Annotated in this window: 23 protein-coding genes; 9 read left to right on the top strand and 14 right to left on the bottom strand. The window is 56.8% G+C overall.

Annotation, left to right across the window (positions count from 1 at the left end):
* Nucleotides 1-6 precede the first annotated feature (6 nt).
* Complete coding sequence (locus RVY89_RS21435; RefSeq protein WP_484826410.1) at nt 7-1,308, bottom strand: cytosine deaminase; 1,302 nt, start codon at nt 1,306-1,308, stop codon at nt 7-9.
* 239 nt (nt 1,309-1,547) lie between these two features.
* Between RVY89_RS21435 and nirB the strand changes: the two genes are divergently transcribed.
* From nirB to RVY89_RS21415, 4 genes are all read left to right on the top strand, one after another.
* Complete coding sequence (nirB, locus tag RVY89_RS21430) at nt 1,548-4,091, top strand: nitrite reductase large subunit NirB (RefSeq protein WP_484826409.1); 2,544 nt, start codon at nt 1,548-1,550, stop codon at nt 4,089-4,091.
* The gene (gene nirD / locus RVY89_RS21425) at nt 4,088-4,414 is read left to right on the top strand and encodes a nitrite reductase small subunit NirD (RefSeq protein WP_202772468.1); all 327 of its coding nucleotides are present in this window, start codon (nt 4,088-4,090) and stop codon (nt 4,412-4,414) included. Before nirB ends, nirD begins: the two co-directional genes overlap by 4 nt.
* 109 nt (nt 4,415-4,523) lie before the next feature.
* Entirely contained in the window at nt 4,524-5,897 is a 1,374-nt protein-coding gene (cysG, locus tag RVY89_RS21420) for a siroheme synthase CysG (RefSeq protein ID WP_484826408.1), read from the top strand.
* A gap of 143 nt (nt 5,898-6,040) precedes the next feature.
* Nucleotides 6,041-6,211: a YhfL family protein gene (locus RVY89_RS21415; protein WP_008503029.1), complete on the top strand. Its 171-nt coding sequence runs from the start codon at nt 6,041-6,043 to the stop codon at nt 6,209-6,211.
* A gap of 143 nt (nt 6,212-6,354) precedes the next feature.
* On the opposite strand, the gene trpS is transcribed toward RVY89_RS21415, so the two are convergent.
* The 12 genes from trpS to RVY89_RS21355 form a co-directional block, all read right to left on the bottom strand.
* The gene (gene trpS / locus RVY89_RS21410; RefSeq protein ID WP_484826407.1) at nt 6,355-7,359 is read right to left on the bottom strand and encodes a tryptophan--tRNA ligase; all 1,005 of its coding nucleotides are present in this window, start codon (nt 7,357-7,359) and stop codon (nt 6,355-6,357) included.
* Nucleotides 7,352-8,113, bottom strand: a complete 762-nt coding sequence (gph, locus tag RVY89_RS21405; RefSeq protein WP_484826406.1) for a phosphoglycolate phosphatase — start codon at nt 8,111-8,113, stop codon at nt 7,352-7,354. The genes trpS and gph overlap by 8 nt, the downstream gene beginning before the upstream one ends.
* Complete coding sequence (gene rpe / locus RVY89_RS21400) at nt 8,106-8,783, bottom strand: ribulose-phosphate 3-epimerase (RefSeq protein WP_024907923.1); 678 nt, start codon at nt 8,781-8,783, stop codon at nt 8,106-8,108. The genes gph and rpe overlap by 8 nt, the downstream gene beginning before the upstream one ends.
* A 41-nt stretch (nt 8,784-8,824) precedes the next feature.
* Entirely contained in the window at nt 8,825-9,637 is an 813-nt protein-coding gene (gene dam / locus RVY89_RS21395; protein ID WP_371899023.1) for an adenine-specific DNA-methyltransferase, read from the bottom strand.
* A gap of 67 nt (nt 9,638-9,704) precedes the next feature.
* The gene (damX, locus tag RVY89_RS21390) at nt 9,705-11,021 is read right to left on the bottom strand and encodes a cell division protein DamX (RefSeq protein ID WP_484826405.1); all 1,317 of its coding nucleotides are present in this window, start codon (nt 11,019-11,021) and stop codon (nt 9,705-9,707) included.
* 92 nt (nt 11,022-11,113) lie between these two features.
* Complete coding sequence (gene aroB, locus RVY89_RS21385; protein WP_024907920.1) at nt 11,114-12,202, bottom strand: 3-dehydroquinate synthase; 1,089 nt, start codon at nt 12,200-12,202, stop codon at nt 11,114-11,116.
* A gap of 57 nt (nt 12,203-12,259) precedes the next feature.
* Nucleotides 12,260-12,781 (bottom strand): shikimate kinase AroK, encoded by a 522-nt coding sequence (gene aroK / locus RVY89_RS21380; protein WP_003861630.1) that lies wholly within the window; start codon nt 12,779-12,781, stop codon nt 12,260-12,262.
* Between the two features lie 286 nt (nt 12,782-13,067).
* The gene (hofQ, locus tag RVY89_RS21375) at nt 13,068-14,291 is read right to left on the bottom strand and encodes a DNA uptake porin HofQ (protein WP_484827976.1); all 1,224 of its coding nucleotides are present in this window, start codon (nt 14,289-14,291) and stop codon (nt 13,068-13,070) included.
* Nucleotides 14,218-14,622 (bottom strand): HofP DNA utilization family protein, encoded by a 405-nt coding sequence (locus RVY89_RS21370; RefSeq protein ID WP_484826404.1) that lies wholly within the window; start codon nt 14,620-14,622, stop codon nt 14,218-14,220. The genes hofQ and RVY89_RS21370 overlap by 74 nt, the downstream gene beginning before the upstream one ends.
* Complete coding sequence (locus RVY89_RS21365; RefSeq protein ID WP_484826403.1) at nt 14,612-15,067, bottom strand: HofO family protein; 456 nt, start codon at nt 15,065-15,067, stop codon at nt 14,612-14,614. Before RVY89_RS21365 ends, RVY89_RS21370 begins: the two co-directional genes overlap by 11 nt.
* A 3-nt stretch (nt 15,068-15,070) precedes the next feature.
* Complete coding sequence (locus tag RVY89_RS21360; protein ID WP_484826402.1) at nt 15,071-15,565, bottom strand: PilN domain-containing protein; 495 nt, start codon at nt 15,563-15,565, stop codon at nt 15,071-15,073.
* Nucleotides 15,562-16,338, bottom strand: coding sequence for a DNA utilization protein HofM (locus tag RVY89_RS21355; RefSeq protein ID WP_484826401.1), 777 nt, complete (start codon nt 16,336-16,338; stop codon nt 15,562-15,564). The genes RVY89_RS21360 and RVY89_RS21355 overlap by 4 nt, the downstream gene beginning before the upstream one ends.
* A 120-nt stretch (nt 16,339-16,458) precedes the next feature.
* Between RVY89_RS21355 and mrcA the strand changes: the two genes are divergently transcribed.
* Complete coding sequence (mrcA, locus tag RVY89_RS21350) at nt 16,459-19,011, top strand: peptidoglycan glycosyltransferase/peptidoglycan DD-transpeptidase MrcA (protein WP_045909338.1); 2,553 nt, start codon at nt 16,459-16,461, stop codon at nt 19,009-19,011.
* Nucleotides 19,012-19,099: 88 nt separating this feature from the next.
* Here mrcA and nudE read toward each other — a convergent pair whose 3' ends face one another.
* Nucleotides 19,100-19,660: an ADP compounds hydrolase NudE gene (gene nudE / locus RVY89_RS21345; protein ID WP_008503041.1), complete on the bottom strand. Its 561-nt coding sequence runs from the start codon at nt 19,658-19,660 to the stop codon at nt 19,100-19,102.
* Between the two features lie 321 nt (nt 19,661-19,981).
* Between nudE and RVY89_RS21340 the strand changes: the two genes are divergently transcribed.
* The 4 genes from RVY89_RS21340 (at nt 19,982) to hslO (ending at nt 24,167) form a co-directional block, all read left to right on the top strand.
* Complete coding sequence (locus RVY89_RS21340) at nt 19,982-22,117, top strand: intracellular growth attenuator family protein (RefSeq protein ID WP_484826400.1); 2,136 nt, start codon at nt 19,982-19,984, stop codon at nt 22,115-22,117.
* A 66-nt stretch (nt 22,118-22,183) separates the two neighbouring features.
* Nucleotides 22,184-22,867, top strand: a complete 684-nt coding sequence (gene yrfG / locus RVY89_RS21335; protein WP_484826399.1) for a GMP/IMP nucleotidase — start codon at nt 22,184-22,186, stop codon at nt 22,865-22,867.
* Nucleotides 22,864-23,265: a ribosome-associated heat shock protein Hsp15 gene (gene hslR / locus RVY89_RS21330; RefSeq protein WP_484826398.1), complete on the top strand. Its 402-nt coding sequence runs from the start codon at nt 22,864-22,866 to the stop codon at nt 23,263-23,265. The genes yrfG and hslR overlap by 4 nt, the downstream gene beginning before the upstream one ends.
* Before the next feature lie 17 nt (nt 23,266-23,282).
* Nucleotides 23,283-24,167: an Hsp33 family molecular chaperone HslO gene (gene hslO, locus RVY89_RS21325; RefSeq protein ID WP_484826397.1), complete on the top strand. Its 885-nt coding sequence runs from the start codon at nt 23,283-23,285 to the stop codon at nt 24,165-24,167.
* Nucleotides 24,168-24,368: the final 201 nt, after the last annotated feature.

Here is a 24,368-nt window from a genome sequence, read left to right as displayed (position 1 = left end):
TTTGCATTACGCAGAGGGGCTGTTTCTGGCAAAACTCACCTCTTCTCCTCCGACATCCGTCTGGATCCAGGTCTGCGCCAGCTGCGTGGTGGCGATAATCCGCCCCTGACGAATCGACCAGCGCACCGGCACCTGGCAGCGCACCGCTTCAAACCCGCTCTCCGCAGGCAGAATAATCAGGTTCGCCGGGTTTCCCGTTGCAATACCGTAATCGCTCAGGCCGAAGGTACGGGCGCTGTTGTGGGTAATCAGGTTCAGGCCGCTGTCGATTTGCGGATAGCCCATCATCTGACAGACGTGCAGCCCCATATGCAGCACCTGCAGCATATTGCCGGTGCCGAGCGGGTACCACGGGTCGAAGACGTCATCGTGACCAAAGCAGACGTTAATACCCGCTTCCTGCAGCTCTTTCACGCGGGTGATGCCGCGACGCTTCGGATAGTCATCAAAGCGCCCCTGCAGGTGGATATTGACCAGCGGGTTAGCGACGAAGTTAATTCCCGACATTTTCAGCAGACGGAAAAGCCGCGAGGTGTAAGCGCCGTTGTAGGAGTGCATGGCGGTGGTGTGGCTGGCCGTCACGCGCGGCCCAATACCGGCCTCATACGCCAGCGTGGCCACCGTCTCGACAAACCGCGACTGTTCGTCGTCGATTTCGTCGCAGTGGATATCCAGCGGACGGTCATACTTCTTCGCCAGCTCGAAAGCGATATGCAGCGACTGCACGCCATACTCGCGGGTGAATTCGAAGTGCGGGATCGCCCCCACCACGTCGGCCCCCAGCTTTAACGCCTCTTCCAGCAGCGCCGCACCGTTCGGGTAAGAGAGAATACCTTCCTGCGGAAACGCGACGATTTGCAGCGTTACCCACGGAGCAACCTCCTGCTTCACCTCCAGCATCGCCTTCAGGGCGGTAAGCGTCGGGTCGGAGACATCCACATGGGTGCGAACAAACTGGATGCCGTTGGCAATTTGCCACTTCAGCGTTTTCCAGGCGCGCGCTTTGACATCCTCATGGCTGAGCAATGCCTTGCGCTCCGCCCAGCGCTCGATGCCCTCGAACAGCGTGCCGGACTGATTCCAGTTTGGCTCACCCGCCGTCTGGGTGGTATCGAGGTGAATATGCGGCTCGATGAACGGGGGAATAGCCAGCCCGCCGCGCGCGTTCAATACTTCATAACTTTCGGCGTGGGTGTCGTCCATCGGGGTGATGTCACCAAATCGCCCGTTCTCAATGGCGAGCTGCCACAGCCCTTCCCGACCCGGTAAACGAACATTCTGAACAAGCCATAACGGTGTTGTAGACATACCCTTCCCCTAAAAAACGCCGCTGATATTCAGGCGTATCGATTTTGGCAAAACCGCCCCTGAGTTGTACACAAATTCAACGAACACGAAAAGCCTGCGATTTCCGCCACTTATAAAAATCCTGACAAATCAGTTATATACCACCTAAGGAGTAGGCGAAGACGTATTTGATTTGCATCAATAAGCGCCCCTGCTGAATCGTTAAGGTAGGCAATAATAGAAAAGAAATCGAGGCAATAATGAGCAAAGTCAGACTCGCTATCATCGGTAACGGCATGGTCGGCCACCGCTTTATCGAGGATCTTCTCGATAAGGCCGATGCTGAGCAGTTCGATATTACCGTGTTCTGTGAAGAACCCCGCAAGGCGTACGACCGTGTGCACCTGTCTTCCTACTTCTCCCATCATACCGCCGAAGAGCTCTCTCTGGTGCGCGAAGGTTTCTACGAGAAGCATGGCGTAAAAGTGCTGGTGGGCGAACGCGCTATCACCATCAACCGTCAGGAAAAAGTGATCCACTCCAGCGCCGGGCGTACGGTTTTTTACGACAAGCTGATCATGGCGACGGGCTCCTATCCGTGGATCCCGCCGATTAAAGGCTCGGAAACGCAGGATTGCTTCGTCTACCGTACCATTGAAGACCTCAACGCCATTGAGTCCTGCGCACGCCGAAGCCGTCGCGGTGCGGTGGTCGGCGGCGGCCTGCTGGGTCTGGAAGCGGCTGGCGCGCTGAAAAACCTCGGCGTTGAAACCCACGTCATCGAATTTGCCCCGATGCTGATGGCCGAACAGCTCGACCACATGGGCGGCGATCAGCTGCGTCGTAAAATCGAAAGCATGGGCGTGAAGGTTCACACCAGTAAGAACACCAAAGAGATCGTGCAGGAAGGGACTGAAGCACGCAAAACCATGCGTTTTGCCGACGGCAGCGAGCTGGAGGTGGACTTCATCGTCTTCTCCACCGGTATTCGTCCGCGCGACAAGCTGGCGACGCAGTGCGGTCTGGCCGTGGCGCAGCGCGGCGGGATCATGATTAACGACACCTGCCAGACCTCCGATCCGGATATCTACGCTATCGGCGAGTGCGCCAGCTGGAACAACCGCGTGTACGGTCTGGTGGCGCCGGGCTACAAAATGGCGCAGGTCGCCGTAGATCATATCCTCGGCAGCGAAAACGCCTTCACCGGTGCAGACATGAGCGCCAAGCTGAAGCTGCTGGGCGTGGACGTGGGCGGTATTGGCGATGCGCATGGCCGCACCCCGAACTCCCGCAGCTATGTCTATCTCGACGAAAGCAAAGAAGTCTACAAACGACTCATCGTCAGCCAGGACAACAAAACCCTGCTCGGTGCGGTACTGGTGGGGGACACCAGCGACTTCGGCAACCTGCTCCAGCTGGTGCTGAACGCCATCGAGCTGCCGGAGAACCCGGACGCGCTGATCCTCCCGGCGCACGCCGCCAGCGGCAAGCCGTCTATCGGCGTAGATAAACTGCCTGACAGCGCGCAGATTTGTTCCTGCTTCGACGTCACCAAGGGTATGCTGATCTCCGCCATCAACAAAGGCTGCCACACCGTGGCGGCGCTGAAAGCGGAAACCAAAGCCGGTACCGGCTGCGGCGGCTGTATTCCGCTGGTGACGCAGGTGCTGAACGCCGAACTGGCGAAACAGGGCATCGAAGTGAACAACAACCTGTGCGAGCACTTCGCGTATTCTCGCCAGGAGTTGTACCACCTGATCCGCGTGGAAGGCATCAAATCCTTCGACGAACTGCTGGCGAAGCACGGCCAGGGCTACGGCTGTGAAGTATGTAAACCGACCGTCGGCTCCCTGCTGGCCTCCTGCTGGAACGAGTACGTACTCAAGCCCGAGCATACGCCGCTGCAGGACACCAACGACAACTTCCTGGCGAACATCCAGAAAGACGGCACCTACTCCGTGATTCCACGTTCCGCCGGCGGCGAAATCACGCCGGAAGGGCTGGTGGCCGTGGGCCGTATCGCCCGTGAATTTAACCTTTACACCAAAATTACCGGCTCCCAGCGTATCGGTCTGTTCGGCGCGCAGAAAGACGACCTGCCGGAAATCTGGCGTCAGCTGATTGAAGCGGGCTTCGAAACAGGCCACGCGTACGCCAAAGCGCTGCGCATGGCAAAAACCTGCGTGGGCAGCACCTGGTGCCGCTACGGCGTGGGCGATAGCGTGGGCTTCGGCGTGGAGCTGGAAAACCGTTACAAAGGCATCCGCACCCCGCACAAAATGAAGTTTGGCGTCTCCGGCTGCACCCGCGAATGTGCGGAAGCGCAGGGTAAAGACGTGGGGATCATCGCCACCGAGAAAGGCTGGAACCTGTACGTCTGCGGCAACGGCGGGATGAAACCGCGCCATGCGGACCTGCTGGCGGCGGATCTCGATCGCGACACGCTGATTCAGTATCTCGACCGCTTCATGATGTTCTACATCCGTACCGCCGATAAGCTGACCCGTACCGCCTCCTGGCTCGACAATCTGGAAGGCGGCATCGACTACCTGAAATCGGTCATCATCGACGACAAGCTGGGCCTGAACGAACATCTGGAAGCTGAGATGGCGCGCCTTCGCGAGGCGGTGATTTGCGAGTGGACGGAAACCGTCAACACCCCGGCGGCGCAGACGCGCTTCAAACACTTTATCAACAGCACCCAGCGCGACCCGAACGTACAGGTTGTGCCGGAGCGTGAACAGCATCGTCCGGCGACGCCGTATGAACGTATTCCGGTCACGCTGGTGGAGGAAAACGCATGAGCCAGTGGATAAACATTTGCGATATTAACGACATTATCCCCGCCACCGGCGTGTGCGCGCTGCTGGGCAGCGAGCAGGTTGCGATTTTCCGCCCTCGCCACGATGAACAGGTTTTTGCCATCAGCAATATCGACCCGTTCTTCGAGGCCAGCGTGCTCTCCCGTGGACTGATTGCCGAACATCAGGGGGAACTGTGGGTTGCCAGTCCGTTGAAAAAGCAGCGTTTCCGCTTAAGCGACGGGTATTGCATGGAAGATGAGAGCCGCTCTGTGAAGCACTATGACGTTCGCGTGAAGGACGGCAAGGTGCAGCTGAAAGGCTAACCTCTGCCCCTTTAGGGATAGCAGCAGGAAAATCGTATGTTCCGTACGATACCTGCTGTTATCCTGACGTCAATTCTTACCCCCTCCATGCATGCTGCGAGGTAACGTCGTGGATCACCTGCCGATTTTTTGTCAATTACGCAACCGCGACTGCCTGCTTGTGGGCGGCGGCGACGTGGCCGAGCGCAAAGCGCGCCTGCTGTTAGAGGCTGGCGCCCGCCTGACCGTTAATGCCCTTTCCTTCGCCCCCCAGTTTGAGGTTTGGGCCCAGGAAGGGATGCTCACGCTGGAACAGGGCGCGTTTAATGAATCTCTGCTGGATACCTGCTGGCTGACCATTGCCGCGACGGATGACGATGAAGTGAACCAGCGCGTGAGCGATGCCTGCGAAGCGCGCCGTATCTTCTGCAACGTGGTCGATGCGCCGAAAGAGGCCAGCTTTATCATGCCGTCGATTATCGACCGCTCGCCGCTGATGATTGCGGTGTCGTCCGGGGGACGTTCGCCGGTTCTCGCGCGCCTGCTGCGGGAAAAGCTGGAAGCCCTGTTGCCCCAGCATCTTGGTCAAATTGCGCATTATGCCGGGCAGCTGCGTTCACGCGTGAAGCAAACCTTCGCGACCGTGGGCGAGCGCCGTCGCTTCTGGGAAAAATTCTTTGTGAACGACAGGCTGGCGCAGTCGCTGGCGAATCAAGACACCAAAGCCGTTGAAGATACGACCGACCAGCTGCTAAGCGAACCGCTGGACCATCGCGGCGAAGTGGTGCTGGTGGGCGCAGGTCCCGGCGATGCGGGCTTGCTGACGCTGAAAGGGCTACAGCAAATCCAGCAGGCGGATATCGTGGTGTATGACCGTCTGGTGTCCGATGACATCATGAATCTGGTCCGTCGCGACGCCGACCGCGTCTTCGTGGGCAAACGGGCGGGCTACCACTGCGTGCCGCAGGAGGAGATTAATCAGATCCTGCTGCGCGAGGCGCAGAAAGGTAAGCGCGTGGTGCGCCTTAAGGGTGGCGATCCGTTTATCTTCGGTCGCGGCGGCGAAGAGCTGGAAACCCTGTGTGACGCGGGCATTCCGTTCTCTGTCGTGCCCGGCATTACGGCGGCCTCCGGCTGCTCAGCGTACTCTGGCATTCCGCTGACCCATCGCGACTATGCTCAGAGCGTGCGTCTGGTGACGGGCCACCTGAAGACCGGCAGCGAGCTGGACTGGCATAACCTGGCCGCCGAAAAGCAGACGCTGGTGTTCTACATGGGGCTCAATCAGGCCGCCACGATCCAGACGAAGCTGCTGGAGCACGGTATGAATGCGGATATGCCCGTCGCGTTGGTCGAAAATGGCACCGCCATTACGCAGCGCGTGGTGGATGGCGTGCTGACACAGTTAGGCGAGCTGGCGCAGCAGGTCGAAAGCCCGGCGCTGATCGTGGTGGGCCGCGTGGTTGAACTACGCGACAAACTGAACTGGTTCTCCAGCCACTAACGCATATTCTCCCTTCCTGGAGTAGTCCTTAAGCGGACTACTCCCCTCTTACGGCTACCGATAACATACCGCCCCGAAGTGGAACTTTTCCCTTTATTCCCTTGAGTTACATCCAATTTTCGTTTTAAAGACAAGGAATGCGTATGTTCAAACTGGCAAAGGCCGCCGTTCTGGTTGGCCTGTTATCGACTCTGACGGCCTGCACCGGTCACGTACAGAACACCAAAAATAATTGCAGCTACGATTACCTGCTACACCCGGCGATCTCCATTTCGAAGATCATCGGTGGTTGCGGCCCGGCGGCACAGCAGTAAGCGTTTTACAGGCGTAAAAAAACCGGGATGTCCCGGTTTTTTTGTTGGCGTAGAGCGTTTTTTTATCGGGTGGCGGCTCCGCTTTACCCGACCTACACGATCCCGTAGGCCGGGTAAGCGTTAGCGCCACCCGGCAAGCAGACTCAAGGCTTCGCCACAAACCCAATCGCTTCGTACACCGCCTTCAGGGTTTCGGACGCGCGCGCGCTGGCTTTTTCCGCACCCTCTTTCATCACTTTCTGCAGGAAGGCTTCGTCGTTACGGTAGCGGTTATAGCGCTCCTGCAGCTCGGTCAGCATGCCGGAAACGGCATCTGCCACTTCGCCTTTCAGGTGGCCGTACATCTTGCCTTCGAAGTGTTTTTCCAGCTCAGGGATGCTCTGGCCGGTGACGCCGGAGAGAATATCCAGCAGGTTGGAGACGCCCGCTTTGTTCTTTACGTCGTAGCGCACAACAGGCGGCTCGTCGGAATCGGTCACCGCGCGCTTGAGTTTTTTCACCACCGATTTCGGATCTTCCAGCAGGCCGATAACGTTGTTGCGGTTATCGTCAGACTTGGACATCTTCTTGGTCGGCTCCAGCAGCGACATCACGCGCGCGCCGGACTTCGGAATGAATGGCTCAGGCACTTTAAACACATCGCCGTAGATGGCGTTAAAGCGCTGGGCGATATCGCGGCTCAGCTCCAGGTGCTGCTTCTGATCTTCACCTACCGGCACCTGGTTGGTTTGATACAGCAGGATATCCGCCGCCATCAGCACCGGATAGTCGAACAGACCGGCGTTGATGTTTTCAGAGTAGCGCGCGGATTTATCCTTGAACTGCGTCATGCGGCTCAGCTCGCCGAAATAGGTGTAGCAGTTCAGCGCCCAGCCCAGCTGCGCGTGCTCCGGCACGTGAGACTGAACGAAGATGGTGCTCTTCTCTGGATCAATACCGCAGGCCAGATACAGCGCCAGGGTGTCCAGCGTGGCTTTGCGCAGCTTCTCAGGATCCTGACGCGCAGTAATCGCATGGAGATCGACGATGCAGTAAATGCAATGGTAGTCATCCTGCATGCTGACCCACTGACGTAACGCACCCATGTAGTTACCAATGGTCAATTCACCTGAAGGCTGTGCGCCACTAAAAACGATGGGCTTAGTCATGATTCAATTCCTGATGTTCACTGTGCGAAAGCCCGAGTGCGGGCAACAAATCTTTAAAGTGGTCGAAAACGACGTCCGGCTCACTCAGCGTGATGGCTTCACCGTAGTTGTAGCCATAGGTTAACCCCACGGAAGGACACCCGGCCGCGCGGGCAGCCAGAATATCATTGCGGGAATCGCCGACAAAGAGCAGCTCCGCAGGCGTTAAGGATAATTTTCCTGCCACCAGCAGCAGCGGTTCCGGGTGGGGCTTTTTGTTTTGCACATCGTCGCCGCCCACAATCACGGAGAAATACTTCGCGATATCGAGCGCGTCGAGCAGCGGTGCGACAAACGGCGTGGGTTTGTTAGTCACCAGACCCAGCGGGATGCCCTTAGCGTGCAGCGCACTCAGCGTTTCCTGAACGTCCGGGAACAGGAAGCTGCCCTCCTCGACGGTCTCTTCATAGAAACGATTGAACAGTTTGCGCAGAATACGCAGCTGCTCTTCCTGAGGGATGTCCGCGTGATCGACGCTCGGTTTACCCTGGGCGGAACGCTGTGACGCACGTTCCTGACGCGCCCACGTCAACGCGCGCTCCATCAGAACATCGGCGCCGTTGCCAATCCACGTGACGACACGCTCTTCACCCGCAACGGGGAGTTCAAGCGCGTACAGCGCCTGGTCTACGGCACTCGTTAAGCCCGGCGCGCTGTCGACCAGCGTGCCGTCGAGGTCAAATGCGATACCTCGAATTGCCTGCAATTTATCCATGACTTACCTTCGCCAGCTCACGGCGCATTTCATCAATGACTTTTTTGTAATCCGGTTGGTCGAAAATTGCCGAACCCGCAACGAACATATCCGCGCCGGCTGCCGCAATTTCACCAATGTTATTCACTTTTACACCGCCGTCCACTTCCAGGCGAATGTCGTAGCCTGACTCATCAATACGACGGCGAACTTCACGCAGCTTATCCAGCGTGTGGGGGATAAACGACTGACCGCCAAAGCCCGGGTTAACGGACATCAGCAGAATCACGTCCAGCTTGTCCATGACATAGTCGAGATAGCTCAGCGGCGTGGCCGGGTTAAACACCAGGCCCGCCTTACAGCCGTTCTCTTTGATCAGCTGCAGGGTGCGGTCCACGTGCTCAGAAGCTTCCGGATGGAAAGTGATGATGCTGGCACCCGCCGCGGCGAAGTCAGGCACGATGCGATCAACAGGCTTCACCATCAGGTGAACGTCTATCGGAGCGGTAATGCCATAGTTACGTAATGCCTTGAGCACCATTGGGCCAATGGTCAGGTTAGGGACGTAGTGGTTATCCATAACGTCGAAATGGACAACATCTGCGCCAGCCGCGAGAGCTTTGGCAGTGTCTTCACCCAGACGGGCAAAATCGGCCGACAGAATTGAGGGAGCAATCAAAAACTGTTTCATCCGCTTCTCCTTGAAATGTGTTTACCGGCGGGCAAAACGGCTCAGGGGCGATAAAGAGCCAGAAGTTCGTCCACCTTTTTACGTGTGCCGCCGTTGCTGCTAATGCTACGCCGCACCTTAACCTGAAAATGCTTCGCGGCTTTGTACCATTCGCGCGTATCAGGCGTGTCGTGATTCGAAATTAACACCGGAATTCTTTTGCTGACCAGCTTTTCCGCCATCTCAGCCAGACGCGCCTGTTCGGCCGGGCTGAAGCTGTTGGTGTGATAAGCGGTGAAATTCGCCGTTGCAGACAGTGGTGCGTAAGGCGGGTCACAGTAAACCACCGAGTTTACGCCTGCCAGTTCCATACACTCTTCATAGGAGAGGCAATGAAACTCTGCGTTCTGCGCTTTTTCGGCAAAGTGATACAGCTCGTCCTGCGGGAAATACGGGCGCTTATAGCGACCAAACGGCACGTTAAATTCCCCGCGCAGATTATAGCGGCACAGGCCGTTGTAACCATGACGGTTGAGATAGAGGAACAGCAGCGCTCTGCGGAACGGATCCTGACTCTGATTAAACTCAGTGCGGAACTGGTAGTAAACGTCCGGATGATTATTCTCCGGCGTAAACAGTTTGCGCGCCTCGGCGACATACTCATCGGTACGCAGCTTAACGATGTTATAGAGGCTGATAAGGTCGCTGTTGATATCCGCCAGGATATAACGAGAAAAATCGGTGTTGAGGAACACCGATCCCGCACCCACGAAAGGTTCGATAAGGCACTCGCCTTTAGGCAGGTGCTTTTTAATATCATCGAGCAGGGGGTATTTCCCCCCTGCCCATTTCAGAAAAGCGCGATTTTTTTTCATGCTGACTAACTGATTACACCTTCTCCGGCTGTGGAGAAAGCTCCGACAGCATCCTGCGCTTTAAACATTACTTCAGATCGGCCTGAACCTGATGAATCGGCTTCGCCCACGGGTTCTTCGCCTGAACGTCAGCTGGCAGCGCCGCAACGGCACGTTTTGCTTCATCTTTGGACGAATAAACACCGCTCACCAGCACATACCACGGTTGACCGTTACGGGTCGTCTGATAAACAACGTAGTTTTTCAGATTTGATTTCTTCGCCCAGCTGTTGAGGTTGTCATAGTTAGACGAACTGCTCAGCTGCAGCGTGTAGTTGCTGGATGGCGCAGACTTCAGCGAACCAACGTTACCTGCCGTTTTGCCTGCGGCACTGCTGGAGGCTGTTGCCGTGGCTGCTGGAGCCGTTGCTGCAGGCGCAGCTGTGGCAGCCGGTGCCGTTGTGGTCGCCGTTGCTTTCGGCGCAGTCTGCGTGACTGGCGCTTTCGCAGTCTCGCTCACCGCAGCCGTTTCGGTGTGTTTCGGCTGTGCCGGTACGGCTTTCACTTCAGGCGCTTTTACAACTGCCTGAGGTTTGGTTTCACGCTTAGGCTCAATCACCGCCTGCTTGCGTTCAGGACGTGTCGCAGTTTGCGTCTGGCGCGGTTTGGTTTCCGCTGCAGCCGCTTGTGGTTGAGCGTTACCACCGCGAATCGGGGCAACGGTTGCCGGCTCAGTTGGCAGCGTAGAGTTAACCACGACGTTATCAACCTGCTGCTGGTTCTGCGGCTGCGTCAGCGCATTGTTCAGATCTCCCTGAACTTCTACGCGCTGCTGGCCTTCAGGCGTAGCAGGTGCCTGACCCTGAGCAGGGGTTGAAGAAACGGGCGGCAGAGAAACATCCTGCGGCGCTGTGGTGTTACCTGCGGTCTGCTCTGCAGAAGTGGCACCCGGCGCAGGCTGTGCGCCATTCGCCTGATTAGAGGCATCGTTACCGGAAAGGTTGATGCTCTTCTCAGCGGAAGCAGTTTGCTCGGTAGAGTTCGTTGACGGTGCTTTAAGCGCGGAGCCAATGCCGACAATCAGCAGCACAAGCACCAGAACGCCAAGGCCCATCATAATATACTGGCGGGAAGCCGGTTTTGGCGCAGCGGCTTTTTTACGTTTACGCGGGCGACGCTCTACAGGCTGTTCGTCCATTGAATCTTCTTCGGACTCATAATCCTCTTCTGCTCGCTCTTCGTGCGCGTTGCGGCTGCGCGAAGGACGACGATCGTCTGCATCCAGATCAACATCGTCAAAGTTGATCTGCGGCTCGTTATCACGTTCTGAAGATTGACGAGAACGACCAGTACGACGATCGCTGGGATCGGGTTTCAGCTCGTCTTCTGGTTTGAATTCATCCATTTAACACCCCACTCAAAGGCTTATGCCAACGACTTTGCATTTCACCTGAAGCTAAACGACCACCTGCGACAGTGGCCTGACCTTTCTAGTTGTTACGCCTGCTGACAATCAGCGATAGCGCCAAGAACGACATCGTGCGGCACTCCGCCGCGCACTTCACTCTTCCCTATTGCAAGCGGGAGTACAAGACGCATCTCACCTGCCAATACTTTTTTATCGCGCATCATGTGGGGTAAATACGCTTGCGCCGACATCTCCTGTGGCCCGGTCACCGGCAAACCTGCACGTTCAAGCAGCGCAATAATACGTGCCGTCTCTTCCGGTTTGAACTGTCCGAGACGTTCAGAGGTGCGGGCTGCCATGACCATTCCGGCCGCGACGGCTTCACCGTGCAGCCAGTTGCCGTAGCCCATTTCGGCTTCAATCGCGTGACCAAACGTATGCCCAAGATTCAGTAAAGCACGTAAGCCCGTTTCACGCTCGTCTGCAGCGACAACTTCTGCTTTCAGCTCACAGCAACGACGAATGCAGTATGCCAGTTTCGCCTCATCCAGGCCCAGCAACGCATCCATATTCTCTTCAAGCCAGCTAAAGAACTCGCCATCCAGAATAATGCCGTATTTGATCACTTCCGCCAGACCAGAAGCCAGTTCGCGCTTCGGCAGGGTTTTCAGACAGTCGAGATCCACCACCACCGATGCGGGCTGGTAGAACGCGCCAATCATGTTTTTGCCGAGCGGATGGTTGACTGCCGTTTTGCCACCCACAGAGGAGTCGACCTGGGACAGCAACGTGGTTGGGATTTGAATAAAACGGACGCCACGTTGATAGCTTGCGGCCGCAAAGCCGGTCAGATCGCCCACAACACCGCCGCCCAGGGCAAGCAGTGTTGTATCGCGACCATGCGGTTTTTGCAGCAATGCGGTAAAGACGGTATCCAGTACCGTCAGGCTTTTATACTGCTCGCCATCAGGGAGAATCACACTGTCGACTTTTACGCCCGCCTGCTCAAGCAGGTGGCGTACGCGGTCGAGATAAAGCGGAGCCAGCGTCTCATTGGTGACCAGCATCGCCTGATCACCCGCTTTCAGTGGTAAAAAGGAAGCTGGGTCGTTAAACAAACCAGCCGCGATGGTGATAGGGTAACTACGTTCCCCGAGAGTAACTGTAATCCTCTCCATGACGCGACATCCACCTTTAATGCTTTTACCCGCAGGCGAGTGTATATAAAGCCAGAATCAGTTGCTTTCCAGCATATGAATAATCTGGTTTGCAACCACTTTAGCGCTCTGGTCGTCAGTACGAATGGTCACATCAGCAATCTCTTCATACAGCGGATTGCGTTCATCGGCCAACGCTTCCAGAACTTCGCGTGGTGGCGTTTCAACCTGCAGCAGCGGGCGCTTTTTATCGCGCTGCGTACGTGCCAGCTGTTTCTCAATGGTCGTCTCAAGATAGACCACTACGCCACGGGCGGAGAGACGGTTGCGGGTTTCGCGAGATTTCACAGAACCGCCGCCTGTTGCCAGAACGATGCCCTGTTTTTCCGTGAGTTCGTTGATCACTTTTTCTTCTCGGTCACGGAAACCTTCTTCGCCTTCTACGTCGAAAACCCAGCCCACATCAGCTCCGGTTCGTTTCTCAATCTCTTGATCAGAATCGTAAAATTCCATATTGAGTTGTTGAGCTAACTGACGCCCAATAGTGCTTTTGCCGGCACCCATAGGCCCAACCAGAAAGATATTGCGTTTCTCTGCCATTTTATCGGTACTACTAAGACTATTCGTTAATGGTAATCCCCGCTTCGCAGACACCCGGCGTAGCAGGACATGAACTGAAACCTCATATGCAATAGAGCGAGAGTCAGACTAAAAATTATCTCAATACTCCGGCTTGTTTGGCAACTGATTAAATCACCGCGTCGGGCGCATAAGGTAATAAGACGTAAGTCCAACTCAAATCGGTACTCCTTGTATGCTAATTCATGCCCCACGTCAAACATCTGCAACAAACTGAATGCAAAATCATTGCGGGGATCGTTACCCGTCAGCGAATACCAACCAGACGTGGTGTAATAAACACCACTAACTCGCGCCGTTCATTATCCTTACCATCGTGGCGAAAAAGCTGCCCAAGCCAGGGGATTTTCCCCAGCCCCGGCACGCTGTCACTGCCGGTTTTGTTCTTCTGCGAAAAAATTCCGCCCAACGCCAGCGTTTCTCCACTTTTTACCTCCACCTGAGTTTCTATCTCCTGTTTGTCGATCGCCAGCGTTTCGCCGTCAGCCTGCTGCAGAACCTGTCCCGGCATATTTTCGCTGATGTGCAATTTCAGGCGCACGCGCCCTCCCGGCAAGACCACCGGCGTGACCTCCATCCCTAATACCGCCTCCTTAAACTCAACGGAGGTTGCGCCGCTTTCACCGCTTGAGACCTGATACGGAATTTCGCTGCCCTGCTTGATACTAGCCGGTTGCCCGTGCGAGGCCAGCAGCCGCGGGCTGGCGATGATATCGACCTGCTGTTTTTGCTCCAGCGCTGAGAGCTCCAGATCCAGCAGCCGACCATTGATTCTCCCGATATTAAAACCCACGTGGCTGGTGGCGCTGGCGACGGAAAGATCGCTGCCCACCGTCGTGAGCTGTCCAACCTTGCCCGCGTCGGTAGCGTCGGCGAGATTCCACTTCACTCCCAGCTCGCGCAGGCTTTTTTCGTTAATGGTCACAATATGCGCCGCCAGCTCGACCTGCTCGATGGGAATATCCATCTGAGCGGCCCAGCGCTGCAGCGTCTCCACCACCGCCTGGTTATCCCGAATCAGCAGCCGGTTGGTGCGTTTGTCGAGAGACAAACTTCCCTTTGGGCTCAGGAGTTTTTCCGCGTCTTTTTGCAGCTCTCCAGCATCGGCATAGGAAAAAGGGATACTGTGAGACACCAGCGGCGCATCAAGCTGTCGGCGCGTCCGCTCCTGTTCTGAGCGTTCCTGCTGTTCACGCTGCCAGGCCGCGGTATGTACATAAAAAATTCCGCCCTCCTCTCGCAAAACGAGGCCAGCGCTGGTGACAACCGTCTGTAACGCCTGTCGCCAGGGGACGCGCGTCAGGTTGAGCGAAAGCGTGCCGCCGACATCAGGCGATATCACCAGATTTCGGTTCTCCTGTTCGACCAGGCTCTGCAGTATCTGGACTACAGGCACATCATCCACCACCAGCGTGACCGGTTTTGGCGCGGCGGCCCACAGCGGATGGCTGAACGCCAGCAGCCACAGCATTATCCGTAAATTCATTATTATTCGTTCCTTCTCGTTGCCACGTCCATTTTCCTGGTTCACATGTGTCACCCACATCAACAACCAGCTCCGTTTCATTGATGGCCGTTATCGTCCAGCCCGCAGGGAAGCGCTCATGCGTTTTCAGCCGGTACCAGCGCTTTTGCCCATCCTGTAAAATGCCGATAGCCTGCTGTTCTCCCACCATGCCGCGATATCGCCACTGCACCAGCTCGCCAATGGCGCAGGGATCGTCCGGCGGGCGAAACGGATCGCGCATGCCGGTCAATAGCAGCACAGAGCAAACCAGCAAATATCGCGCGCTATTTCGCATGTTCAAGCTCCAGCCGCAGGCGCAACGCCTTACCGTGTGGGGCAATCGCGAAAGCGGCGATCTGCACATCCCGCTGCGCCAGCCGGGAAAAAAGCGCAGGAAGCGCCTGCCACTCCACCTCCAGCATCAATTCCCCCCCGCTCTGCAGCGGCTTCCAGTGAACCAGCGTCGTGTTATCGCCCTGAAAATCGAGCGGAGAAAACGGCGTCAGCGCCCGTACCTCCGCAGTTTTCGTAAGAAACGGCACCTTTCTGACGGCAGGCCATAACGCCGCGTTCGTCCTCACGTCCTGAATTAGCTGGCGTTGTCGTTCAGCACACTGCCTGTCTACCGGTCTGAGCAAGGTGCCCCAGGCGGCCAGTCCTGCTAGGAGACTCCCCAGACACCAGAAGAGCACCCGATACCACGGACGGCTTTCGCACCAGCGTTCTAACAGGGTATCCATGCGTTACCCCTCGCTTTTAAGATGAAGGGTGAACATCCAGCGCCCCTGACTGTCCTGCCGAAGCTCACCCGCCGTCGCGGGCGTAAAACCCGCTATTTGGCCAAGCGCGTCGCGCAGAGCAGACAGGGCCGGCAGGGTTAGGGCATACCCGCTCAGCATCAGAGCAGGAGGCTGATAGCGCAGCTCTGTCAGCCAGGCCTGTGTCGGAATGGCGCGGGAAAGGGATTCCAGCACCGGTTGCCATGCGCGTCGTTGAAGGGTCTGCGCTGGCTTCTGCGCCTGTGAGGCGAGCTTCTGCCGGGAGGCAAGAGCGTGCTGCACGGCCTGCATTCCCGTCAGATCCGTTTGCAGCGCGTGCAGCCTCATAAGAGGGTTTATGCGCAGGCAGAAAATGACTACGAACATCAACAGCACGGTGCCGACACACATTGCGCCCCAGAAACGCAGGCATCGCGCGCGCCTCTGCTGTCGCCAGGGCAGAAAGTTCATGATGCTCATCCGGGCACCTCGCTCATGGCCAACGCCAGCGCAACGGTATAATCAGCGCCGCAGTCCGGCAGCGGGGCATGGCAGCGCTCGAGGATTTCCCACGGGTCACGTCGGCTATCAAACAGCGCGATGTCATCCGGACCAAGCGCCAGCAGCGCCGAAAGCTCGGCCACGCTTTCGGCTTCTGTGATAAAGCGGCGTCCCCACTGGTGACGCATCGCCCACAGCCACTGCCGGTCGTCCCGCCAGGCGATGCACGTCGCTGGCGCCACCGCAGGAAGAAGATTCGCCAGCGCGCTGGCATCCGGAGTAATAGTCACCAGCCGCAAACGCAGCGTTTTCGCCAGCGCCAGTAGGGTATTAACCTCGTTGTTTTGCGCAGCGGTCACGTGAAAGGTATTGCTGAAGGTATCCTGCGCGTAATCAAAACAGAGCGTATCGGCAGACATCTCCAGTTCGCGGGCGAGCGCGGCGCCAAGCCATGAGAGCTGCTCGCTGTCGCGCAGCGCAACGGTCGGGCGGGGGAGCGACCGTTGCAAAGTGCGTGCTGCCGGGAAAGAGAGGAACACCCGGTGGTAGTGCGGCAGCGTGTTCCGCCAGCCGCGTAACGCATCAACCAGCTGTTCTGACTGACAAATTTTGCCGTCACGAATGATGCCTTCGGCGAGAGGAATCGCCCACCAGCGGCGCAAACGCCAGCCGGACTTCTCCCGGGTCAACGCAACGATCCGCACCCTATCCTGTTGAATATGAACGCCCGTTTGCCATATTTTGAAAGCCATGCTTCACGATCTCCTTATCGCCCGTCGGGTTGACGGCTATATCAATGAATCAGGCTTGCCTTTATACTACCGCGCGATTGTTTAGAAACTGCCCAAGTGAAACCAAATGGGAAATCTCCGGTGAAGTTCGTAAAGTATTTATTCATCCTTGCAGTCTGTTGCATTCTGCTGGGAGCAGGCTCGATTTACGGTTTGTACAAATATATTGAGCCACAGCTACCTGATGTCGCCACGCTTCGCGATGTGCGCCTCCAGATCCCGATGCAAGTCTATAGCGCCGATGGCGAGCTCATGGCGCAGTATGGCGAGAAGCGTCGTATTCCGCTGACCTTAAACCAAATCCCACCCGTGATGGTGAAAGCCTTTATCGCCACGGAGGACAGCCGTTTTTACGAACACCACGGTGTCGATCCGGTGGGGATTTTCCGTGCCGCGAGCATTGCGCTGTTCTCTGGTCACGCCTCTCAGGGGGCGAGTACCATTACGCAGCAGCTTGCGCGTAACTTCTTCCTCAGCCCTGAAAAGACGCTGACGCGTAAGATCAAAGAGGTGTTCCTTGCGATCCGTATTGAGCAGCTGCTGAGCAAAGACGAGATCCTTGAGCTGTACCTCAACAAAATCTACCTGGGCTACCGTGCCTATGGCGTGGGGGCTGCCGCACAGGTGTACTTCGGTAAGCCTGTTGAGCAACTCACCTTAAGCGAAATGGCCACCATCGCCGGTCTGCCGAAAGCGCCGTCCACGTTTAATCCGCTCTACTCCCTCGATCGCGCCACCGCGCGTCGTAACGTCGTCCTGTCACGAATGCTGAGCGAAGGCTACATCAGCCAGAGCGAGTACGACCAGGCGCGTAACGATGTCATTGACGCTAACTACCACGCTCCGGAGATCGCCTTCTCTGCGCCTTACCTGACCGAGATGGTTCGCCAGGAGATGGTGAACCGTTATGGTGACAAGGCCTATGAAGATGGCTATCGCGTGTACACCACCGTCACCCGCAAGGTGCAGCAGGCGGCGCAGGAAGCGGTGCGCAACAACGTGATGGACTACGATATGCGTCACGGCTATCGCGGCCCGTCAAACGTGCTCTGGAAGGTGGGCGAAAGCGCGTGGGACAGCAAAAAAATCACCAGTACGCTGAGAGCGCTGCCAACCTATGGTCCGCTCCTTCCTGCGGTGGTGACGCAGGCCGATCCTCAGGAAGCCGTTGCGACGCTCGCGGACGGTACGTCCGTCTCCCTGCGCATGGACGGTATCCGCTGGGCGCGTCCGTACCGTTCGGATACGCTGCAGGGCGCCACGCCGCGTAAAGTGACCGATGCGGTACAGACCGGGCAGCAAATCTGGGTGCGCAAGGTCGGCGAATCCTGGTGGCTGGCGCAGGTGCCGGACGTCAACTCGGCCCTGGTTTCTATCAATCCGCAAAACGGCGCCGTGCTGGCTCTGGTCGGCGGGTTTGATTTCAACCAGAGCAAATTTAACCGCGCCACCCAGGCGCTGCGTCAGGTCGGCTCCAATATCAAACCGTTCCTCTACACGGCCGCGATGGATAAGGGCCTGACCCTCGCCAGCATCCTCAACGACGTGCCAATTTCCCGCTGGGATGCCGGTGCCGGTTCCGACTGGCAGCCGAAGAATTCCCCCGCGGAGTATGCCGGCCCGATTCGTCTTCGTCAGGGTCTGGGACAGTCGAAAAACGTGGTGATGGTGCGTGCCATGCGCGCGATGGGCGTCGACTATGCCGCAGAGTATCTGCAGCGGTTCGGTTTCCCGGCGCAGAACATCGTTCGCACCGAGTCGCTGGCGTTAGGCTCAGCCTCCTTTACGCCGCTTCAGGTCGCCCGCGGTTACTCGGTGATGGCCAACGGCGGCTTCCTGATTGACCCGTACTTCATCAGCAAGATTGAGAACGATCAGGGCGGCGTGCTGTTCGAGGCGAAGCCGAAAATTGCCTGCCCTGACTGCGATATTCCGGTCATTTATGGCAATACGCCGAAATCTGAGGTGCTTGAGAATAAGGACATGGAAGACCCTGCCGTGTCGCAGGAGCAGCAGAACGGCGTAGTGCCGCAGCCGCAGCTCGAGCAGGCGAACCAGGCGCTGGTGGCGCAGACCGGCGCGCAGGAGTACGCCCCGCATGTGATCAACACGCCGCTGTCGTTCCTGATCAAGAGCGCGCTGAACACCAATATCTTCGGTGAGCCAGGCTGGCAGGGTACCGGCTGGCGCGCAGGGCGCGATCTGCAGCGCCATGATATCGGCGGTAAAACGGGGACAACCAACAGCTCGAAAGACGCTTGGTTCTCCGGTTACGGTCCGGGCGTGGTGACCTCGGTCTGGATCGGCTTCGACGATCACCGCCGCGATTTAGGTCGTACCACGGCATCCGGCGCGATTAAGGATCAGATTTCCGGCTACGAAGGCGGGGCGAAGAGCGCGCAGCCGGCGTGGGACGCCTACATGAAGTCCGTTCTTGAAGGCGTACCGGAGCAGCCGCTGACGCCACCGCCAGGCGTGGTGACGGTCAATATTGACCGCAGCACGGGCCAGCTCGCCAACGGCGGTAACAGTCGTGAAGAGTATTTCATTGAGGGCACGCAGCCAACCACGCAGGCGGTGCATGAGGTGGGTACAGAGATTATTGATAACGGCGAAACGCACGAGCTGTTCTGACAGCAAAGCAAAACGGCAACCTCTGGTTGCCGTTTTTGTGTTTGCTCCCTCTCCCGTGGGAGAGGGTTGGGGTGAGGGCATCAGGCCACTAAAGTCTCCCCTGCCCCTTCAACCACTCCCGTACCAGGAACAGCGCGCTCACGTTGCGAGCCTCATTAAAGTCAGGGTCTTCCAGCAGATCCATCAGGTGCGCCAGCGGCCAGCGAACCTGCGGCAGCGGCTCCGGCTCATCCCCTTCCAGCGATTCAGGATAGAGATCTTCAGCCACCACGATATTCATCTTGCTGGAAAAATAGGACGGCGCCATGCTCAGTTTTTTCAGGAATGAAAGCTCATTTGCCCCGAAGCCCACCTCTTCTTTCAGCTCGCGGTTGGCCGCTTCAAAGACGGTTTCACCCGGATCGATAAGCCCTTTCGAGAAGCCAAGCTCGTAAGATTCCGTTCCCACCGCGTATTCGCGGATCAAAATCAGATGATCGTCGACAATCGGCACAATCATCACCGCTTCGCGCGACGAGGGGCGCATACGTTCATAAACGCGACGCACACCGTTGCTGAACTCCAGATCCACACTTTCGACATTAAACAGGCGCGATTTGGCGACTGTTTCAACATTCAGAATGGTGGGTTTTTGTAGTGGTTTGCTCATCTTGATGGGTCTTAGCAGTGAGAACTGGGGTTATTGTGCGATACGCCGCACGGTTTCGGCAATGTCAATTGTTCTTTATTTACATTTATGCAACGTAGTTGGGATCAATCCTCAATTCAAAACAAATGTCAAGAGGTTGAAATGTTTCCAGGAATTTGCTGATATCGCGCCATAACAGGCTTTGCTATCATCACCGGTCACTGGGATGCGCTTCAGAATGCTCAAGTTCGACTCCATACTTGCCGATAGCCAACCACAGACACTCATTCAATGTAAAGGTGCTACTCACTACACCTGTAAGATAAGTAAGATGGGGAAAGCATGAGCACCATTTTGATTGTTCTCGCTGCTATGCTGGCCAGCGCATTGGTTGCAGGGTGGTTGTACAGGCGCCGCGCACAGCGCCGTTATCGTCTGCCCTTTTTAAATGCATTTGCGGGTGCGAGCACGCGTAAACTCACGCAAGACGAGCGCGATGCGGTTGAAAACTACCTCGAAATTCTGAACCGTACTCAGTTAACGCCTGGGCCAACGGGAGCCACAGCTGCGCCCGTCGCGCTAAAGCTTAATGCGCAAAGTGATACCGTGCTCTGCGTGACGCGCTCCATCACGCGCTATGGCATCACTACTGATGACCCCAACAAATGGCGCTATTACCTTGATTCCGTCGAAGTGCATCTGCCCCCGTCCTGGGAGCAATACATTAATGACGAAAACAGCGTTGAGCTGATTCACACCGATTCGTTGCCCCTGGTTATCTCGCTTAACGGCCACACGCTGAATGAATATCTTCAGGAAGCCCCGCGTTTTGCGCTGGAGCGTGCGAGTTCAACGCAGGCATCCATTCGTGGCGAAGAGACTGAGCAGATCGAACTGCTGAACATTCGCCAGGAAACCCATGAAGAGTACGCCCTGAGCCGCCCGGACGGCATTCGTGAAGCTCTTCTGATCGTCTCTGCATTCCTGCTCTTTTTTTTCTGCCTGCTCACGCCGGATGTGTTTGTTCCCTGGCTGGCTGGCGGTGCGGTGCTGCTGCTGGCGGGCGGACTTTGGGGGCTCTTTGCTCCACCGGCCAAAACCTCGTTGCGCGAAATCCACTGCCTGCGCGGTACGCCAAAGCGCTGGGGTCTGTTCGGTGAAAACGATCAGGAACATCTCAACAATATTTCGCTCGGAATTATTGACCTGATCTACCCGCGCCACTGGCAGCCGTGGATTGCGCAGGACTTAGGTCAGAAAACCGATATTGATATCTACCTTGACCGCCACGTTGTGCGTCAGGGGCGCTTCTTATCCCTGCATGACGAAGTGAAAAATTTCCCGCTTCAGCACTGGCTTCGCAGCACGGTCATTGCCGGAGGCGCGGCGCTGGTCTTAGTCATGCTGCTGCTTTTCGTGCCGCTGGATATGCCCATCAAATTCACCCTGTCGTGGATCAAAGGGGCGCAAACCATTGAAGCGACCAGCGTCAACAAGCTGGATGAAGCCGGTGTCCGCGTGGGTGACACGCTGCGCCTGAAGGGAACCGGGATGTGTAATATTCACTCGCCGGGGGCGTGGAACACGCGCCAGAACTCACCGTTCATGCCGTTCGATTGTTCGCAAATTATCTGGAACGACGCGCCGCCGCTGCCGCTGCCGGAATCCGAAGTGGTGAATAAGGCTACGGCGCTTACCCAGACTGTGAACCGCCAGCTGCACCCGAAACCGGACGATGATTCACGCGTCAGCCCCGCGCTGCGCTCGGCCATTCAGAAATCAGGCATGGTTCTGCTGGATGATTTTGGTGACATCGTCCTGAAAACGCAGGATTTATGCTCCTCTCAGGATGAGTGCATTCGTCTTAAAAACGCCCTGGTAAACCTGGGGAACAGTAAAGACTGGGACTCGCTGGTGAAACGCGCCGAAGCGGGACGGCTGGATGGCGTGAACGTGCTGCTGCGTCCGGTGAGCGCTGAATCGCTGGATAACCTGGTCGCCACCTCGACGTCGCCGTTCATGATGCGCGAGACTACCCGTGCGGCTCAGGCGCTGAATAGCCCGGCACCGGGCGGCTTTGTGATTGCAAGCGATGAGGGCAGCGACCTGGTCGATCAGCCTTACCCGCAGGTTGCGCTTTATGACTACCCGGCGCAGGAGCAGTGGAGCCAATTCCAGCGCCTGGCACAGATGCTGATGCAAACGCCGTTCAGCGCCGAAGGGATTGTCACGAGTATTTATACCGACGCCAACGGCACTCGCCATATCGGCCTGCACCGGATGCCGGACAGCGCAGGACTGTGGCGCTACATCGGTACCTCTCTGCTGATGACCGCGATGCTGATCGCCATTTTCTGGAACGGCTATATGGCCCTGCGCCGCTACCAGCGCTCGCGCACCCGGCTTGCCGACATCCAGCAATATTATGAAAACTGCCTCAATCCTAAGCTGATCCCCTCCTCTGAGAGCCTGATCTGATAACGTCGTTGCGCGACAAGATGTGCTACCCTGTCGCGCACGTTTCTTCTGGCTGGAGTTCCCCTAATGCATCTTGATATCGACTGGCAGGAGGTTGATACCGTTCTGCTGGATATGGACGGCACGCTGCTCGATCTCGCCTTTGATAACTATTTCTGGCAAACGCTGGTTCCAGAAACCTATGGCGAGCAGCAGGGGATTTCCCCGGCAGAAGCGCAGGCATTCATTCGTTCGCAATATAGCGCCGTGCAACATACGCTAAACTGGTACTGTCTTGACTACTGGAGCGAGCGCCTCGGTTTGGATATTTGTGCCATGACCACCGCCCAGGGCACGCGCGCCGTTCTGCGCGAGGATACGGTTCCGTTCCTGGACGCGCTGAAAGCAAGCGGCAAGCGCCGTATTCTGCTGACCAACGCGCATCCCCATAACCTGGCGGTGAAGCTGGAGCATACGGGTCTGGCGTCGCACCTTGATTTATTACTTTCCACCCACACATTTGGTTATCCGAAAGAGGATCAGCGGTTGTGGCATGCGGTGAGGGAAGAGACGGGTTTACAGCCAGAACGTACGTTGTTCATTGATGACAGCGAGCCCATTCTGGATTCTGCCGCAAGGTTTGGCATTCGCTACTGTCTGGGCGTCACCAATCCTGACTCTGGCCTGGCTGAAAAAAGCTATCTTCGCCACCCGGGACTGAACGACTATCGCCAGATGATCCCCTCACTGACCGTGAAGGAGACGCCATGAAAGAAAAACCCTCAGACGGGGTAAGACTGGATAAATGGCTGTGGGCAGCGCGTTTTTATAAAACACGCGCCATTGCCCGCGAGATGGTTGACGGCGGTAAGGTGCATTACAACGGCCAGCGCAGCAAACCGAGCAAGCTGGTTGAGCTAAATGCCACGTTAACGCTGCGCCAGGGCAACGATGAACGTACGGTGGTGATTAAAGCCATTACCGAACAGCGTCGACCCGCTACGGAAGCCGTACTGCTTTATGAAGAGACGGCGGAGAGCATTGAAAAGCGCGAGAAGACCGCGCTGGCGCGCAAAATGAACGCGCTGACGATGCCTCACCCGGACCGGCGGCCGGACAAAAAAGAGCGCCGCGACCTGATGAAATTTAAACACGGTGAGACTGAATAACCTCACCCGAACGAGAGATGAAAATGGCTCAACACGACCAATTACACCGCTATCTGTTTGAACAATTCGCCGTGCGCGGCGAGCTGGTCACCGTATCCGAAACCTGGAAACAGATTCTGGAAAACCACAACTACCCGCTGCCGGTGAAGACCCTGTTGGGCGAACTGCTGGTTGCCACCAGCCTGCTGACCGCAACGCTGAAGTTTGCCGGTGATATTACCGTGCAGCTGCAGGGTGACGGCCCGATGACGCTGGCGGTGATCAACGGCAATAACCAGCAGCAGATGCGCGGCGTGGCGCGCGTTCAGGGCGACGTGCCTGAAAATGCAGACCTCAAAACGCTGGTGGGTAATGGCTACCTGGTGATCACCATCTCCCCAGAGGAAGGTGAACGCTATCAGGGCGTGGTGGGTCTGGAAGGCGATACCCTGGCTGCCTGCCTGGAAGATTACTTTATGCGTTCTGAACAGCTGCCGACGCGTCTGTTCATCCGCACCGGCGAAGTGGAAGGCCAGCCTGCTGCGGGCGGGATGCTGCTGCAGGTTCTGCCTGCACAGGACGCGCAGACCAATGATTTTGAGCACCTGGCGACGCTGACCGAAACAATCAAAGCGGAAGAGCTGTTCAACCTCTCGGCAACCGACGTGCTGTGGCGTCTGTACCACGAAGAAGAAGTGACCGTCTACGACCCGCAGTCTGTGGAGTTTAAGTGCACCTGCTCACGCGAGCGCTGCGCTGGCGCACTGAAAACCCTGCCGGACGAAGAGATCGACAGCATCATGGCGGAAGACGGTGAAATTGATATGCACTGTGACTACTGCGGTACGCACTATGTGTTCAATTCGATGGATATCGCTGAGATCCGCAACAACGCCTCCCCGGCGGATCCACAGGTTCACTAAACCTCTTACCCCTCACCCTCTCCCCAAAGGGGAGAGGGTGAGGGGTAAAAACGCCACCCAAGCTGAATCGTTTTCCTAATGTAACTCTTACGTAATTTTCTTACGTGTATGCGATTACATTCACATTCTTTCCGATAAAATCACCAGCCATTAACCTTTTCGGAACATTTTCCCCAACCAAAAAGCGATTCCTGCGATAAT

It is taken from the genome of Enterobacter sp. 3U4, from assembly GCF_057224565.1.
This window is presented reverse-complemented; position numbering and strand designations above follow the sequence as displayed.

What these genes read in the sequence shown, in the direction of transcription:
- damX (WP_484826405.1), bottom strand. Translation starts at nt 11,021, where the DNA reads ATGGATGAATTCAAACCAGAAGACGAGCTGAAACCCGATCCCAGCGAT.
- RVY89_RS21435 (WP_484826410.1), bottom strand. Translation starts at nt 1,308, where the DNA reads ATGTCTACAACACCGTTATGGCTTGTTCAGAATGTTCGTTTACCGGGT.
- RVY89_RS21365 (WP_484826403.1), bottom strand. Translation starts at nt 15,067, where the DNA reads ATGGATACCCTGTTAGAACGCTGGTGCGAAAGCCGTCCGTGGTATCGG.
- aroB (WP_024907920.1), bottom strand. Translation starts at nt 12,202, where the DNA reads ATGGAGAGGATTACAGTTACTCTCGGGGAACGTAGTTACCCTATCACC.
- trpS (WP_484826407.1), bottom strand. Translation starts at nt 7,359, where the DNA reads ATGACTAAGCCCATCGTTTTTAGTGGCGCACAGCCTTCAGGTGAATTG.
- nirB (WP_484826409.1), top strand. Translation starts at nt 1,548, where the DNA reads ATGAGCAAAGTCAGACTCGCTATCATCGGTAACGGCATGGTCGGCCAC.
- RVY89_RS21355 (WP_484826401.1), bottom strand. Translation starts at nt 16,338, where the DNA reads ATGGCTTTCAAAATATGGCAAACGGGCGTTCATATTCAACAGGATAGG.
- hslO (WP_484826397.1), top strand. Translation starts at nt 23,283, where the DNA reads ATGAAAATGGCTCAACACGACCAATTACACCGCTATCTGTTTGAACAA.
- RVY89_RS21370 (WP_484826404.1), bottom strand. Translation starts at nt 14,622, where the DNA reads ATGCGAAATAGCGCGCGATATTTGCTGGTTTGCTCTGTGCTGCTATTG.
- yrfG (WP_484826399.1), top strand. Translation starts at nt 22,184, where the DNA reads ATGCATCTTGATATCGACTGGCAGGAGGTTGATACCGTTCTGCTGGAT.
- nirD (WP_202772468.1), top strand. Translation starts at nt 4,088, where the DNA reads ATGAGCCAGTGGATAAACATTTGCGATATTAACGACATTATCCCCGCC.
- aroK (WP_003861630.1), bottom strand. Translation starts at nt 12,781, where the DNA reads ATGGCAGAGAAACGCAATATCTTTCTGGTTGGGCCTATGGGTGCCGGC.
- RVY89_RS21415 (WP_008503029.1), top strand. Translation starts at nt 6,041, where the DNA reads ATGTTCAAACTGGCAAAGGCCGCCGTTCTGGTTGGCCTGTTATCGACT.
- gph (WP_484826406.1), bottom strand. Translation starts at nt 8,113, where the DNA reads ATGGATAAATTGCAGGCAATTCGAGGTATCGCATTTGACCTCGACGGC.
- hslR (WP_484826398.1), top strand. Translation starts at nt 22,864, where the DNA reads ATGAAAGAAAAACCCTCAGACGGGGTAAGACTGGATAAATGGCTGTGG.
- RVY89_RS21340 (WP_484826400.1), top strand. Translation starts at nt 19,982, where the DNA reads ATGAGCACCATTTTGATTGTTCTCGCTGCTATGCTGGCCAGCGCATTG.
- dam (WP_371899023.1), bottom strand. Translation starts at nt 9,637, where the DNA reads ATGAAAAAAAATCGCGCTTTTCTGAAATGGGCAGGGGGGAAATACCCC.
- rpe (WP_024907923.1), bottom strand. Translation starts at nt 8,783, where the DNA reads ATGAAACAGTTTTTGATTGCTCCCTCAATTCTGTCGGCCGATTTTGCC.
- hofQ (WP_484827976.1), bottom strand. Translation starts at nt 14,291, where the DNA reads ATGCTGTGGCTGCTGGCGTTCAGCCATCCGCTGTGGGCCGCCGCGCCA.
- nudE (WP_008503041.1), bottom strand. Translation starts at nt 19,660, where the DNA reads ATGAGCAAACCACTACAAAAACCCACCATTCTGAATGTTGAAACAGTC.
- RVY89_RS21360 (WP_484826402.1), bottom strand. Translation starts at nt 15,565, where the DNA reads ATGAGCATCATGAACTTTCTGCCCTGGCGACAGCAGAGGCGCGCGCGA.